Annotated in this window: 13 protein-coding genes; all 13 read right to left on the bottom strand. The window is 35.3% G+C overall.

Annotated features, from left to right (window positions below; all coding sequences use genetic code 11):
- Positions 1–18: 18 nt before the first annotated feature.
- The 13 genes from NQ558_RS04490 to NQ558_RS04425 all read right to left on the bottom strand — a co-directional run bounded on the left by NQ558_RS04490 (position 19) and on the right by NQ558_RS04425 (position 15068).
- Positions 19–720 (bottom strand): class B sortase, encoded by a 702-nt coding sequence (locus NQ558_RS04490; RefSeq protein WP_005363140.1) that lies wholly within the window; start codon positions 718–720, stop codon positions 19–21.
- A complete protein-coding gene (locus tag NQ558_RS04485; protein WP_005363142.1) occupies positions 704–4999 on the bottom strand; it encodes a SpaA isopeptide-forming pilin-related protein in 4296 nt (1431 codons plus the stop codon). The genes NQ558_RS04490 and NQ558_RS04485 overlap by 17 nt, the downstream gene beginning before the upstream one ends.
- A gap of 86 nt (positions 5000–5085) precedes the next feature.
- On the bottom strand, positions 5086–6009 hold the full coding sequence (locus NQ558_RS04480; protein ID WP_040447174.1) for a CAP domain-containing protein: 924 nt from the start codon (positions 6007–6009) through the stop codon (positions 5086–5088).
- Positions 6010–6208: 199 nt separating this feature from the next.
- Positions 6209–7333: a DUF6017 domain-containing protein gene (locus NQ558_RS04475; RefSeq protein ID WP_005363144.1), complete on the bottom strand. Its 1125-nt coding sequence runs from the start codon at positions 7331–7333 to the stop codon at positions 6209–6211.
- Complete coding sequence (locus NQ558_RS04470; RefSeq protein WP_005363145.1) at positions 7323–8171, bottom strand: ParB/RepB/Spo0J family partition protein; 849 nt, start codon at positions 8169–8171, stop codon at positions 7323–7325. The genes NQ558_RS04475 and NQ558_RS04470 overlap by 11 nt, the downstream gene beginning before the upstream one ends.
- Positions 8164–8946 carry a ParA family protein gene (locus NQ558_RS04465; RefSeq protein ID WP_005363146.1) on the bottom strand — a complete coding sequence of 261 codons (783 nt, stop codon included), beginning with the start codon at positions 8944–8946 and terminating at the stop codon, positions 8164–8166. Before NQ558_RS04465 ends, NQ558_RS04470 begins: the two co-directional genes overlap by 8 nt.
- A gap of 270 nt (positions 8947–9216) precedes the next feature.
- Positions 9217–10758 (bottom strand): lysine--tRNA ligase, encoded by a 1542-nt coding sequence (gene lysS, locus NQ558_RS04460; RefSeq protein WP_005363147.1) that lies wholly within the window; start codon positions 10756–10758, stop codon positions 9217–9219.
- A 242-nt stretch (positions 10759–11000) separates the two neighbouring features.
- A complete protein-coding gene (gene greA, locus NQ558_RS04450) occupies positions 11001–11486 on the bottom strand; it encodes a transcription elongation factor GreA (RefSeq protein WP_040447176.1) in 486 nt (161 codons plus the stop codon).
- Between the two features lie 114 nt (positions 11487–11600).
- Positions 11601–12554 carry a tRNA dihydrouridine synthase DusB gene (gene dusB / locus NQ558_RS04445; protein WP_005363151.1) on the bottom strand — a complete coding sequence of 318 codons (954 nt, stop codon included), beginning with the start codon at positions 12552–12554 and terminating at the stop codon, positions 11601–11603.
- Between the two features lie 15 nt (positions 12555–12569).
- Positions 12570–13346 carry a type III pantothenate kinase gene (locus tag NQ558_RS04440; protein WP_005363153.1) on the bottom strand — a complete coding sequence of 259 codons (777 nt, stop codon included), beginning with the start codon at positions 13344–13346 and terminating at the stop codon, positions 12570–12572.
- Entirely contained in the window at positions 13346–13675 is a 330-nt protein-coding gene (locus NQ558_RS04435) for a DUF6145 family protein (RefSeq protein ID WP_005363155.1), read from the bottom strand. The genes NQ558_RS04440 and NQ558_RS04435 overlap by 1 nt, the downstream gene beginning before the upstream one ends.
- 34 nt (positions 13676–13709) lie before the next feature.
- Entirely contained in the window at positions 13710–14624 is a 915-nt protein-coding gene (locus tag NQ558_RS04430) for an SPFH domain-containing protein (RefSeq protein ID WP_005363156.1), read from the bottom strand.
- A gap of 18 nt (positions 14625–14642) precedes the next feature.
- A complete protein-coding gene (locus NQ558_RS04425) occupies positions 14643–15068 on the bottom strand; it encodes an NfeD family protein (RefSeq protein ID WP_040447178.1) in 426 nt (141 codons plus the stop codon).
- Between the last annotated feature and the right edge of the window lie 20 nt (positions 15069–15088).

Raw genomic sequence — 15088 nt, 5'->3', positions numbered from 1 at the left:
CAGATTATTTTACTATTTTTAAAATATTTCTTTTCCAATAACCACAATTCTCCAATTATCCCCTTTTTTATTATCGCAAGTAGACAACATCAGCATCTGGTCTCCGTACTTTGGCTTATTTTCCCTTCTCCACAAACTATGCTCTTCCATCTTGTCAACTAACTCGTCATACTCTTTCTTATTCCTTGCCATAACAAATTTCCAGTACTCAAACTCATGTATGTTAACACACATCACTGCAAACACTTCATACTCCCTCTTTTTATCTGTTGTAAAATATATCTTCCTGTGCTTATTAAAAAACTCCTTATCCTTATACTGTTCCAGCGCTCCAAACATTTTTCCTCCGTTTATGTTATGACCGTAAATAAGCAGGTTGTCTGATTTTGTCACATCACAGTATGCACTTAAATATGGTGTTCCATAAAAACTGTAATTCCTGTTAAAATCATGATTCAAATAAAAATCCGGATTGTCCTTTGTCTGCATCACAGGATAACTTATGGTTGTTCCCGGTATTTCCACATAACCTATACAGTCCTTGTTTTTCTTTACAAGACCATTTGCATCTGACTTCTTTTCTATCACGCTCTCCTGTATGTTCTTAAAATCATTCTCATACTTTTTCTCTGCTCTTTTTTCCTTCAAAAAAGGGACAGCTGCAATCACAGCCATCCCCACTAAAAGAAGTATCACAGATATTTTAATTATCCTCTTCATCGTCCTTCTCCTTTTTGAAATTGTATTTTGACTTATCCTTTGCTCTTACGCATGCAAAACATCCAAGTGCAAGTAATAAAGAAATAAGTGAAACTGCCATTCCTGCTGTCTTTCCATTAATGCCTGTCTGTGGTGTGTCAGGTACCACAGGGATTCTTTCATCAGTAACCGTAAGTTTCTGAACTTTTCCTGTATCCTTAACTTTGATTTTCTTATTCTTTGCAACCTTGTAATGCTCTGGTGCATCCACTTCCTTAAATGTGTAGGTTTCTCCTGCCTTAAACATGCCTTCTATGAATTCTGCTTTCTTTCCGGTTGTAAACTCATACACCTTTTTGCCATTGCTGTCATATACCTTGTACTTTGCACCGCCAAGCTGTTTCTTTGTGTCTGATGCAATCTTGTTGAATTCAACCTTGATTGTGTCATCCACCATGTTTACCTTCTGGACTTTTCCATCATCAGCCACCGTGAATTCAATACTTGTTGCTGTTGCGTATCCGTCTCTTGGTTTTGTTTCCATTAAAACATAAGTTTTTCCCACGGCATACTTTCCTTCAATCACATGGCTCTGTCTTGATGAAACCCATTCATCCATTACCTTTCCTGTGTCCTTTTCAGTTACCTGCATATGACATCCCGGAAGTTCCTTTCCATTTGTAATGTCTGTCTTTGAAAATTCAATCTTTGTTGTGTCATCATACATTACCACCTGATTGTCAATATTTTCATTAAAAGCATCACCATCTTTTATAAGTACTCTTGTCTTGGCATTTGCATCATCACTTTCCGCAAGTTTAAAGATAATATCACTTGCAGTTACGAAACCGTCTGATGGTTTTGTTTCAGTTAAGGTGTATTCCCTGTCATGAAGTAATCCGTATATCTTAACTGCATAACCGTCGCATTTTTCTACATGAACGTTGTCATATCCCATCTCATCAAGCTTTTCATTTAACTTAACTGACGAAATGTCACCTGTTATCCAGCTTACGATTTCGTTACCGTTTTCATCACTGATTTTCAAATGGCAGTCCTTAATCTCAACTGATGATGCAATCATTCTTTTGCTGATTACTGTTTCAGTCTGGTCTTCCTTAACCACTGCCTTTGCTGATACAACTGCAGTTTCCTGATCCTTGTATTCAAGATGTACCTGATGTTTTTCCCTGTTAATGTAATAACTGTTGCTAACACTTTCTTCAAGGAAATAGTAATCTCCTGAATTTAAGTTGCCTTCCATCTTTCCATAACCTTCATCCATTGCAGGCACATCAAAAGGAATCTTTGCCTTTCCTTCCTTGTCAGTTGTAACTGTTGCAATCTTTTCACCTACAGCTACAATCACATTTCCATTCCTGTCATAAATGTTGTCCCTTGAATAAAATCCAAATCTTGCATTTCCAACAGGCTCATTTGTCTTTGAATCCTGCTTTTCAAGTGTAATGTCTGTCTTTACCATGTCATTGTGTATGTCAATCTTTCCATCCTTTGAGTTTTCAGAAATGTCAAACACATACTCATCATCCTTGTTATTCCACTTAAAACTTAAGTCCCAGAATGACTGTTCTGGAAGAACATAACCATACTTTGTCTTTACTTCCTTTAAAGTGTATTCTCCAAGTGGGACATTAAGTGTGATTGTTCCGTCATCGTTTAACACAAAATTACAGATGCCATTGCAATCATTTGTAAACTCTGCCCTTTCACCTGTTGTAATTTTTGCAACAACTGAATTCTTCTTAAACAATACTGTTCCCTGATTATCCTGTGACATGATGTCTTCTCTTGCAGTAAGTTCAAACACAACACCATTTAGCAATGTGTCCTTATAGTTAAATGGATTTATGGCAATGTCATTTAACTTATTGCTATCATTTACTGTTGTTTTGTCCTCATTGCCGTTTTTATTTTCCAAGCCTGCATTTTCTTTGCCATCCGCATTTTTATCTGCATAATCACTTTCATCATCCTTCTTGCATAATTCAGGACCAATTTTATTTATTGTAAATTTTCCGTAAGTCACATCATTATAGTACTCACACTCTGCGTACAGATATTCCTTGCCAAGCTTGTCCACCATTGTCTTGTATGAGTTACTGTTAATCTCAACCATCACCGGCTGTCTGTTTACCCTGTATCCTTCCGGACCTTCAATTTCATAAACCTTATATGTACCGGCTTTTAACTTTTCGTAAGTAATGATTTCTCCTGTTTCATCTGTTACAAATCTGTCCACAACCTCTATTGCATTTACATTGCTGTGTGTCTGTGTCACAAGAGTTTCCTTGCCATCTTTATCAACTTTGTAAATCTGGTATGTTGTTCCAGCCTTTAAAACTGTCTGATTTGTTTTTGAATCCTTCTTTACGATTTTTAGATATGCGTTGAATTCCGGATTGTTTAAAAGATACTTGTATGTCTTTCCGTTTTCCTTCACATTCACGTAAAAGTCAGGACACTTTTCAGTATTGTCTGCTCCAATGATCTGATGTACAACATATGTACCATATGGTAACTGTTTTGACTTGGCATATCCGTTTAAGTCTGTTGTTAAAATGTCTCTTTCAGTTGCCTTTGCCTTGTCATATGAACCTGCACTTGCAAGATATACCTGAAACTGTGCACTCTTTTCAAATGGTACAATGCCTGCAGTTCCGTTACCCATGCCCTTGATGATTGCCACATCACCCTTGATTGGCCTTTCTGAAACCTGCTTTTCAATTGAATTGTATTCTGCAGTGAAGTTTGTACCGTCAGCCACAATGTCATACACCTTGTCATTCTTAAGATATCCCTTTGGTGGTGTGATTTCCTTTAGATAATATGTCTTTCCACATCTCATATAATCTGTTTCAAACTGGTAGTTCTTGTCTGTTGTATATGACTTAAGTAACTTTGTGCAGGCTACGTCTGAATACACTCCATACACTGCACCTTCAAGTGTTGCATCACCCTGGGCAACCTTGCCTGTTTCTTCATCAATTTTTACTGCAGTTAATTTCACTTTCTTATACTTGTCCTTAAGAACAGGCTTGTATGCAAGCTTATAATTGCTATAAGATTCTTCTGCAGTTTCAGGCCACTTTCCGTCACTGTTTCTTGTCCATGAATCAGCCTTAGTCAGTGTCACTGTCACTTTATTATTAGTTGCATCTGTTATCTTCTTATTTCCCTTATCTACCACAAAAGAAGTTAATATATTGTCATTTCCTGAATTTACTTCCTCAATAACATACTTGTTACTGATATCATCCATCTGGTCATCAAGATCTGCTTCTTTTAATTTTTCAGCACTAGCTTTAGATAAATCAGATGCATAATTATATCCTTTATCATCTAATAAGTCTTTCATTTGCTTTTTCTCAGATGAACTCATCTTTGATAATTCATCATCAGAAACATAATAATATTTTTTTGAATTCAATATATATGTAAATCTAAATACAATTTTTCCATTTGAATCTGTCATTACATCCTGACTAAACTTTGTTGCATCCTCATCAGCCTCTTCTTTCACTGAATCTCCCCAACCATTATACTGATAGGAATATAATTCCTTTATGTTTTTAGCTGTAAACATAAAAGCAACTTTTGGAAGCGCATTTCCATCTTCATCAACTTTTTCAAGTGTTATTCTTTGTCTGTAGTATCTTTTTCCATTTGTAGCTAAATACTTATATTCTTCATCAGTTGATTTGATTTGTAACAGCTTTTGAACTTCACTGTCATCTGTAGTTCCTGAATATTTCCATATATAAATATCACATTCTACTTTTTTACTTACTTCAAAAATATCTGAATATAATGAATCATCTTTATAATATCCTGTATTTTTTTTAACCTGATTTATTACACTTTTTAAATTACTTTCACTTGTGCACCCCTCTTCAACACTCCAGATAAGACACTGTGCATAAACCCAAGCCTTATTACTACCTTTTTTCACTTGGTCATACCAATATCCAATCTTGGCTTCTAACTTATTCTTTGTACTGGAATCATCGCTACTAATTGTTTTTGATTCAGATTTGTAAGTATATCCCGTATGGCATGCCTTTCCCAAATCCATACAAAAAACCGGCTTTGAATCTACTTGAGTTTGAAGCCATGTTCCACTCTCACTCTTTGACCCTATATTTACTGTTCCTAGTTTTCCCAGTGATTCCAAGCTGGCAACTCCACTTGCAGCTCTTACTGGAAACATTGGACAAACATTTGTTGTAATCATTATTGTAGCTAATAATCCTGCTACCATTTTTTTCATTTTATTAAACATCTTATACCTCTTTCCTTTCTTGAAAAAAACAAAAAAATGCCTTATCAAATCAATTGTGATTTAATAAGGCGTTATCTGTCTTATATTCATTTTTTACATTTTTCTTCTAGGAGCTTATCAATGTCCGCATCTGCAAACAATGCGACCCAATAATAATCTCCTTTTGATTTATAGCATGCTATCGCTCCCTTAACATGACTTTTTAATGTCAAATTGTTGTAATGAGCACTACTTCTTTTCCATTGTTTCATTGCTTCCTTGTATGAATACGCTCCATTAAGAATATTTTCACCGGAAGCATAATTTATACCATATTCGGAATCTCCTTCTTTAATCCAAATAAACTCGTCATCTATCTTGTATTTTTTTGAAAGAACTTTCATCGTTGTTTCATACCATCCATTATGGCTGTAATTCTTACTAATTTGCTTTGCTCTTTCCAGACAAACATTATATAAATTCTCTGACCATTTAATTTTGTCAGAACCTACGGATTTTCGGTATTCATTTTGAAGTTCAAATGCTTTTTCAGATGCTATTCTGTCTGTGAAGGGCTTTTTGATTTTGCCCCATTTCGTTCTTGAATAAAGAGCTTTTTTGATTTTAATACTTTTCACTTTTGAAAACTGTCCATATACATTGTTTCCATTAATTTTTTTATATGCTCTTATCTTTATTTTTACTTTTTCACCTTGAAAGCAATTAGTTAATGTAAAGCAATTTTTCTTTGTTGTCTTTATTTTCTTCCAGTTTTTTGTTGCTGGATAGTAAACATAAACATTGTAACCTGTAACTTTCTTTTGCTTTTTCCAGCTTATCTTGTAACCTGCTATGTACTTTAACTTAGTTGTCGCAAGACTTGCATCCTTAATAGTCTTGAAAGTTTTAGTAACTTCTCTTGTCTTTACATTAGTCACCTTGGATATTTCTGCAGCCTCAATACTATTTAAACATATCACATTGGCGATAATCAACATTACTATAATCGCATATTTAATTTTCTTAATCATTGTTCCAACCCTTCTGTCGAATTGTATTTTAACCATTTATAACAAATATCCATCATTCTTAGTGTTGTGGTAATTCCACCAAGAATTGATAAATACATTTTATCATAGTAATCTTCGATTTCAAATTCTAATGTGGTTGAATTTCGACTCTTTCAACCATACTCTGTATTTTAAACATTGGGACCCGGTGTCCCACTTTCTAATTTGCAAGTTCTGGCATGTCATGTTGCACTCTTGCCTTATAATAACTGTCAATTGTTGTTGGTGCATTATAAAGTGCTGCCAACAGGTATTTCTTAATGTTTTTTATGTTTGTTGTATTATGATTCATACACTCTAACACATACTCAATATGACTGATGTCCAATTTTGAGAATCTGGACTTTACAGCCTCTTTTGGAAACTTTGTACTTGAAATAATAATATAATCATTTTCACTGATAATGGTTTCAACAATAAGATTAACCATTCCATCTATCATTGACTTTTCAAGATAATGTCTGCTAATTAAAACATCATAGTCTATGTTATCCTTTACCATTTTTGTATATTTTTCAAAAATTGATTCTTCTTCTCTTCCCATCACATCAACTGCATTTTTCACCATGGGATTAGATAAGATATTATTACTCTCTTTAGTATTATTAATATTAATATTATTACTATTAGTCTTACTAATGAGCGGACCCCTTTTGGTTACTTCTTGAAGTTCACTTTTTACACCTCTTGATGTAACCTGTCGTACACTTTTAGAAGTTTCCATATCTACACCTCTTGAAGTGTAAGTTTCTACACCTCTTAAAGTTTCCTCCTGTGCACCTTTAGAAGTTTCCATATCTACACTTCTTGAAGTGTAAGTTCCTACACCTCTGGAAGTTTCCTTCTGTATACCTCCTGAAGTTTCCATATTTTCATTCAAATTATCATCTTCCGCTACATCATCAAAATCTGTGTCATCAGGCTCCGAATGGTCCTGAAACACAACAAAATTCTTTACATATAAGAGGCTTGGAAGTCCCAAACCTCTTCTTTTCTTTTCAACCAATCCAAAATTCTCAAGCTCATTTAAATATCTTACAGCTGTCTTTTTACTGAAATTAAAGTCCTCCATTATTTCTGCAATCTGATAAATTATGTACACTCTGTTCTCTGAATCAAACCATCTGTTCTTCATTGACAGGTTCATTCGGTCAAGCAAAACTCCATAAAGAAGTTTTGCATTGACTGACAAATCTGCAAACATTGGGTCCACAATCATTGCTTTGGGAATTCTTATGAAATTAAACTGCTCTGCCTGAGCTCCATAATAATAATCAAATGTCATAACCGTCACTCTTCCATTTCTCCAATAACTGGTAAATTATGTTCTCCATTTCCGCCTTTGTATAATTTTCAGGAAAATACTGCTTAAGTTTCTTCCTGGATATTGTAACCTTTGTACTCTCCTTGGTTTTCTCTTCTGGTCTTTCAATGATGTCCGTTGATTTTTCCTTATTTTTAATTGCCTTAACCTGCTCTAAACTAACCTTATATCCAAGATTGAAATAATCTAAAATTTCCTGCTGTTCACTCTCGGACAATTCTGCTATTTCCACTGCAAGTTTTATGGCAATCTTTTTTTTATCTACCATTTCAAGTAACTCCGGTAACAGATTAGTAAGTTTTATGTATCGTGATACCTGTCTCCCTGACAAGCCATTTGCCTCTCCTACAACTTCCCTGCTTTCTGCTCCTTTTATTCCTTTATGGTGAATCGCTTCAAGTTTCATTTGAAATGCATAGGCTTTTTCACTTGGAAGTATTTCTTCCCTTTGAATGTTTGAATCAACCATTACTATTGTTGCATCGTCATTACTCAATTCTCTTATAATAACCGGCACCTTTTCAAGTCCTGCAAGCCTTGCTGCATGTGTTCTTCTGTGCCCTGATATTATCTCGTATTCTTCGTCATTTGTTTTCCTTACCAATATAGGAAGAAGTACGCCTCTTTCCCTTATTGACTCTGTTAATTCTTCCATCTTTTCATCATCCGAAACCTTAAATGGATGATTACTAAAATCATGTAATTTATCTACATCTATTTCTTTTAATCCATCTGTTGTTTCCACTTTCAATAATTCATCGTAACTTGTTAATTTTATTTTTTCTCTTACTTTACTCATGTACAAGCACCTCCTCTGTTAATTCTTCATAACTTCTTGCCACTTTTCCTTTTGGGTCATGAATATATATACTCTTTCCCTCAGCACTTGTTTCTGCAGCTCTTACTGACATTGGTATTCTACTGTCAAATATTCCAATTGTTTCTCCGTAGGTGCTTTCTAATGCCTCTAATATGTCCTTTGTATAGTTAGAACGCATATCAACCATTGTCATAACCATACCTTCTATTTTTAGTTCCGGATTTATTTGTCTTCTTACTCTGCTTATTGTCTTTATTAACTGTTGTAATCCTTTTACCGGTAAATATGATGCCTGAACAGGAATTAACACTGAATTGGCACACACAAGTGCATTAATGGTTATCATTCCAAGGCTCGGCATGCAGTCAATAAGAATATAGTCATAGTTTTCTTTTATATCAGAAATAAATCTTTTCATTACTAATTCTCTGCTCATTACATTAACCATAGAAACCTCTAATCCTGCCAACTCTATGTTTGCCGGAACAAAATCAATATTTTCTTCATGTTTTAAAATTATTTTTGCATAATCGATTTCTTCCTCATTTACAACATCCATTAACACATTTGCTAATGAATACTCAATCTTGTCTGGTTCATCAATTCCAAGACTTACTGTCATACTACCCTGTGGGTCTGCATCTATTAATAGAACCCTTTTCCCCTTTCTTGCTAATCCAATACCTAAATTCACTGTTGTAGTAGTTTTTCCTACTCCACCCTTCTGGTTTGCTATTGCAATTACCTTACACATTTCTTTCTTCCTCCTTTTATATTTTTTATATCTCCTACAAAATCACAAGTGCTGAAAATGTAAATAAAAAAAGACACCTTCTAAAAATTTCTTTTTAGAAAGTGTCTAAATTTTTTATTTAATTATTAAGTTAACGTACTATGACTTATTATAGCGTAAAATTTCTACGTCCTTTTATACGTCCTTTTGCTTTAATTAGTAAATTTTTAATTACTAATAACTTGTTACAATGCCCATAAATAAAGGGGTTCTACAGTTTTTAAAAATAAATTATTTATCCAACTGCTTCATTGTCGGGAATAATAAAACATCTCTGATAGCTGCTGCGTTTGTAAGTAACATACACATTCTATCAATACCAAATCCGATACCGCCTGTAGGTGGCATACCAATTTCAAGTGCGTTCATAAAGTCTTCGTCAGTTGTATTAGCCTCTTCATCACCAAGTGCTAATAATTCTTCCTGAGCCTTAAATCTTTCTCTCTGGTCAATTGGATCGTTAAGCTCTGAATAAGCGTTAGCCATTTCCCAACCATTCATGAAAAATTCAAATCTTTCTACATATTCAGGGTTTTCAGGTTTCTTCTTTGTTAAAGGAGAAATTTCAATTGGATGATCCATAATAAATGTAGGCTGTACTAAATGTTCTTCAACAAATTCTTCAAAGAACAAGTTTAAGATATCACCCTTCTTGTGGTGTTCTTCAAATTCAACATGATGTTCTTTTGCAAGTTCTCTAGCCTGTTCAACTGTTTCAACTTCATTCCAGTCAACACCGGCATACTTCTTAACTGCATCAACCATTGTAAGTCTTTCAAAAGGCTTGCTTAAATCCATTTCAATGCCATTATATTCAATCTTAGCACTTCCACAAACTTTTTCAGCAAGATGTCTGTAAAGATTTTCTGTTAAATCCATCATGCCGTGGTAGTCTGTGTATGCCTGATATAATTCCATAAGTGTAAATTCAGGGTTGTGTCTTGTATCAACACCTTCGTTACGGAATACTCGTCCAATTTCATAAACTCTTTCAAGACCACCAACGATAAGTCTCTTAAGATAAAGTTCCAATGAAATACGAAGCTTAACATCTTCATCTAAAGCATTAAAATGTGTTTCAAATGGACGTGCTGCTGCACCGCCTGCATTGTGTACAAGCATAGGTGTCTCAACTTCCATAAATCCCTGTCCGTCTAAGTATTTTCTGATTTCACTGATAATCTTTGATCTCTTAATAAATGTTTCCTTAACTTCAGGATTCATAATAAGGTCAAGATATCTCTGACGGTATCTAAGGTCTGTATTTGTAAGGCCATGATGCTTTTCAGGAAGAATCTGAAGACTCTTTGAAAGAAGAGTAACTTCTGTAGCGTGAATACTCTTTTCACCTGTCTTTGTTACAAAAGGATATCCCTTAACACCAACGATATCACCGATATCCATCTTCTTGAAATCCTTGTATTCTTCAAAAGGTTCATCACCTAATTCATTTCTTGCAACATAAACCTGAATATTTCCTGTTTTATCCTGAACATTGCAGAATGAAGCTTTACCCATTACACGCTTAAGCATAATACGACCTGCAATTGAAACAAGCTTTGCAGGATCTTTAACAAGCTTTCCTTCTTCATCATGTTCACATTCAAACTTTTCAAAGTTATCCTTAATCTCTGTAGTATGGTTTGTTACATCATACTTTGTGATCTGGAAAGGATCCTTTCCTCTTTCCTGTAAATCAGCAAGCTTCTCACGACGCACCTTTAAAAGCTGATTAACGTCAACCTGCTGTTCATTCTTATTCTGCTGTGCCATTTTCTTAAACTCCTTAAAGTAGTATATATTCAACTGGTTAAACCAATTATAAATCTATTATCTATATTTCTATTATACGGATTGCTCCGCACTTCGCACTCCCGCAATCCTCCCCGATTATTCGCATATCGTGAAGCTTACGCTTCCCTTTTATGCTCATATCGGAGCGTGTCTCAAGGTCATTTTCCCACCTTTGTGCAAGCACAGGTGGGCTAAGACCTTTTGACACTGTATAATATAATTTATTTCTTTTTCTTAATATCAAGAACTTTATATTTTGATACTGTATCGCCCATTTCAACCTCTACAATATCTCCAACTTCGTGTCCAATAAGTGCATGACCTAATGGTGATTCGTTAGAAATCTTTCCACTTAAGCTGTTTGTCTGTGTTGAACCAACTATGCTGAACTCAAGGTCTTCATCATATTCGAAATCATGAATGATGATATGACATCCAACGTTAATCTTTGTATCATCAATATCAGATTCAGCTACAACTTCAACATTTTTAAGAATCTTTTCAATATCTTCGATTCTTGCTTCAATGTCTCTCTGTTCATCTTTAGCTGCATCGTATTCAGCGTTTTCTGATAAGTCCCCCTGCTCTCTGGCTTCCTTAATCTTCTGTGCTACTTCTTTACGTTTATTTACCTTTAAATCTTCTAATTCTGCTTCTAATTCCTGAAGACCTGCATATGTCAATATATTCTTCTTTGCATCTGCCATGTTTACTTCCTCCATCTACATGTTCGTTCATAGTTTTACACTTTATAATAGCCCAACCACCATTTATTGTCAATGTTAAAGCCCCGAAAAAGTGTACAAAAAGCCTATAAAACCTTATAATTTTGATTTAATTAGCTCCTCTAGGGACTGCCAGTCCACAATCTCATTGCATCTGCGTCTAAGCTCTGCAGAATGTGGCAAGCCCTGTGTATACCAGGCTATGTGTTTTCGCATTTCCCTAACTGCTGTATATTCACCTTTGTAATCAATAAGCATTCTTGCGTGTTTCAAAACCATATCGCGTACTTCTGTTGAAGACGGTTCATCCACAATAATTCCATTTTCAAGATACTCTTTTATCTGTTTAAAAATCCATGGATTTCCTCTTGCGGCTCTTCCAACCATTAACCCGTCACATCCGGTATATTCCTTCATTGCCTTTGCATCTTTTGCAGAAAAAATATCACCGTTACCAATTACAGGAATTTTCACAGCCTCTTTTACCTCTTTAATCACGTCCCAGTCTGCTTTTCCGCTGTAATACTGCTCCCTTGTTCTTCCGTGAACGGCAATTGCTGATACGCCACAGCTTTCCGCAATTCTTGCAATCTCAGGTGCCTGAATTTCACCGTCTTTAAAGCCCTTTCTAACCTTTATTGTAACAGGCTTCTTTATTGCCTTAACCATTTTTGTAAGAATCTGTTCCACAAGTTTAGGCTGCGTAAGCAAATAAGAACCTTCATGATTGTTAACAATCTTAGGCACCGGGCACCCCATATTAATATCAATAAAATCACAAGGACCTTCTGCAACCTTTGCACCGATTTCCGCCATAATGTCAGGATCAGAGCCAAAAAGCTGAACAGCTATTGGATGCTCAGCCTTATCAATATTTAATAATATGTTTGTATTTTTATTTTTATACAAAATAGCTTTGGCACTTACCATTTCCGTGTAAAGCATGCCACATCCCTGCTCTTTGCAAAGCAGACGAAATGGCAGGTCCGTTACACCTGCCATTGGTCCCAATGCCAAACTATTTTCAATTTCAACATTGCCTATTTTCATAATTAATCTCCAAGCTTATTTATTATTCTTGTTCTTCTCGTAAATAATTCTCATTCCCTGAAGAGTTAATTCCTTGTCATATATGTCTATTTTGTCTGTATTCTGCCATATTATTCTTCCAAGGCCACCTGTGGCAACAACCTTAACATCTGTAAGACCGCTTTCCTCTTTCATCTTTTCAATAATATATTCTGTCTGACCGATGTATCCATAAACAATACCTGCCTGCATGCATGAAATTGTATCCTTAGCTAAAATGCTTTCAGGCTTTTTGATTTCAATTTCAGGGAGCTTAGCTGTTTCATTCCACAAAGCCTTTGTGCAAATCTTTATTCCCGGCGAAATAACTCCTGCTTCAAAAGTACCGTCAGCTCCAACCAAATCATAAGTTGTAGCTGTGCCAAAATCTATTACAATACAAGGTCCGCCATATAATTCATATGCTGCCACAACATCCACAAGACGGTCTGAACCAAGTTCCCTCGGATCAGTTCTTTTAACTCTTATTCCTGTCTTTGTCCCCGGGCCTACAATTATAGGCTTTATTCCAAAATACTTAATAATACCATTATTTAAGGAATACATAACTTTAGGAACTACCGATGAAATAATAACATTCTCAATCTCGTTAATATTAATATTCTTTCTCGCTATTAATTCGGCTATTGTTGAACCATATTCATCAGATGTTTTCACCATCTGGGTATTCATTCTAAATGTGGCAAATACCTTATCCTCCTTAAATAGTCCAAGTGTTATATTAGTATTTCCAACATCAACAGTAAGTAACATTATATTTCTTCTCCCAATACAAAAACTTTATAGTACATTTCTAAAGATTCCAGTAAATCTCTTTTTTCCATTTGCATCTGTCTTATCTTTAGTCCACAGCCAATATCATCATATAACAAATCCCCTTCATCAGCTTCTGTTATAATCTGAAGATTGCCTTCCTCATCATATTCTAGAACAAGTATTCCTCCAACTTCCTCCGTAAAAAGAACACACATAATCTGCAATTCCTGTTTAATCTGTTCTGGCAGGTTGGAAAACTGCTCATTTAAATAATATTTTTTGTCGTATGCGTTAGCACCACACAATACCATTTTCTCGTTAAACATATTTCTTCCTTATCAGTAAAAATTAAATTAATTCTTAATCCTTAATAACTTCAGCCAAAGCCTTTACTGAACCGGCAATTCCCTGAATTTCAGATGGAATAATAATCTTTGTAGCCTGACCGTCTGCTGCTGCTGCAAAAGCTTCAAGACTCTTAAGTGTAAGAACTGCCTCATCAGCTCCTGCTTCCTTAATGGCTTTGATACCGTCTGCTGTAGCTTTCTGGACACTAAGAATAGCCTGTGCCTCACCTTCAGCTTCAAGGATTCTCTTCTTCTTTTCTGCGTCGGCCTTAAGAACTGCTGCCTGATTGTCAGCTTCAGCATTAAGAATAGCTGCTTCTTTCTTACCTTCTGCAATAAGAACTGCTGATTTTTTCTCACCTTCAGCTCTAAGAATCTGTTCACGCTTTTCACGTTCAGCTCTCATCTGTTTCTCCATTGCTTCCTGAATATCTCTTGGTGGAATAATGTTCTTAAGCTCAACTCTGTTAACCTTAATTCCCCAAGGATCCGTTGCAACGTCTAATTCTGTACGCATCTTAGCATTGATTGTCTCTCTTGAAGTAAGAGTTTCATCAAGTTCAAGATCACCTACAATATTTCTAAGTGTTGTAGCCGTTAAAGACTTAATAGCCACAATTGGATTTTCAACACCATAAGCATAAAGCTTTGGATCTGTAATCTGATAGAAAATAATTGTATCTATCTGCATTGTAACATTATCTCTTGTAATAACAGGCTGTGGTTCAAAGTCTGCAACCTGTTCCTTCAAATTAACTTTTCTTGATACTCTATCCAAAAATGGAATTTTGAAATGAAGTCCCACTGACCATGTTTCTTTGTAAACACCTAATCTTTCAATAACAAATGAATGCGCCTGTGGCACAATCTTTACGCATGTTGAAACCAATACAATGGCTAACACAATTAAAATAATAAAAAATATCATATTCTACCTCCTTGTATACTAGGCCTTTCTGACCATAGCTTTTACCCCTTCTACGGACACAACTGTAACTAATGAATCTTTAGGAATAATCTCTCCATCTACACTTCTGGCTGTCCACTCCATACCGTCTACCTTAATCATTCCTTTTGCGTTAATGTTATCAATTTCCACAACAACTTTTCCCTGTTTACCTGCCATTGATTCAACATTAGTCTTTTCAGCTTTGTTGTTTACATACTTAATGGCAAATGGTCTTATAAATATTAATACCACCATGGTAACTACCAGAAAAACAACTGCCTGAACAATCCAGTTTGCTCCAAGCAATGCTGCCACACATCCGGCTAAAGCTCCAATGGCAAACCATATACAGGTAAGGCCAAGTGATACCAACTCAAGTGCTGCAAAAACAACAAACACTACAAGCCAAGCAATATAGCTCATACTCATCTTCCTTTCATTTC

Source organism: Eubacterium ventriosum (genome assembly GCF_025150745.1).
Classification (GTDB): domain Bacteria; phylum Bacillota; class Clostridia; order Lachnospirales; family Lachnospiraceae; genus Eubacterium_G; species Eubacterium_G ventriosum.
The sequence above is the reverse complement of the archived record's forward strand: the minus strand, read 5'-3'. Positions and strand labels throughout refer to the sequence as shown.

Excerpts from the sequence above, each read along its gene's own strand:
- NQ558_RS04440 (WP_005363153.1), bottom strand. The coding sequence starts at position 13,346 with ATGTTACTTACTGTTGATGTTGGAAATACTAATATAACACTTGGACTA.
- NQ558_RS04465 (WP_005363146.1), bottom strand. The coding sequence starts at position 8,946 with ATGTGTAAGGTAATTGCAATAGCAAACCAGAAGGGTGGAGTAGGAAAA.
- NQ558_RS04470 (WP_005363145.1), bottom strand. The coding sequence starts at position 8,171 with ATGAGTAAAGTAAGAGAAAAAATAAAATTAACAAGTTACGATGAATTA.
- NQ558_RS04430 (WP_005363156.1), bottom strand. The coding sequence starts at position 14,624 with ATGATATTTTTTATTATTTTAATTGTGTTAGCCATTGTATTGGTTTCA.
- NQ558_RS04485 (WP_005363142.1), bottom strand. The coding sequence starts at position 4,999 with ATGTTTAATAAAATGAAAAAAATGGTAGCAGGATTATTAGCTACAATA.
- lysS (WP_005363147.1), bottom strand. The coding sequence starts at position 10,758 with ATGGCACAGCAGAATAAGAATGAACAGCAGGTTGACGTTAATCAGCTT.
- NQ558_RS04490 (WP_005363140.1), bottom strand. The coding sequence starts at position 720 with ATGAAGAGGATAATTAAAATATCTGTGATACTTCTTTTAGTGGGGATG.
- dusB (WP_005363151.1), bottom strand. The coding sequence starts at position 12,554 with ATGAAAATAGGCAATGTTGAAATTGAAAATAGTTTGGCATTGGGACCA.
- NQ558_RS04475 (WP_005363144.1), bottom strand. The coding sequence starts at position 7,333 with ATGACATTTGATTATTATTATGGAGCTCAGGCAGAGCAGTTTAATTTC.
- NQ558_RS04480 (WP_040447174.1), bottom strand. The coding sequence starts at position 6,009 with ATGATTAAGAAAATTAAATATGCGATTATAGTAATGTTGATTATCGCC.
- NQ558_RS04425 (WP_040447178.1), bottom strand. The coding sequence starts at position 15,068 with ATGAGCTATATTGCTTGGCTTGTAGTGTTTGTTGTTTTTGCAGCACTT.
- greA (WP_040447176.1), bottom strand. The coding sequence starts at position 11,486 with ATGGCAGATGCAAAGAAGAATATATTGACATATGCAGGTCTTCAGGAA.
- NQ558_RS04435 (WP_005363155.1), bottom strand. The coding sequence starts at position 13,675 with ATGTTTAACGAGAAAATGGTATTGTGTGGTGCTAACGCATACGACAAA.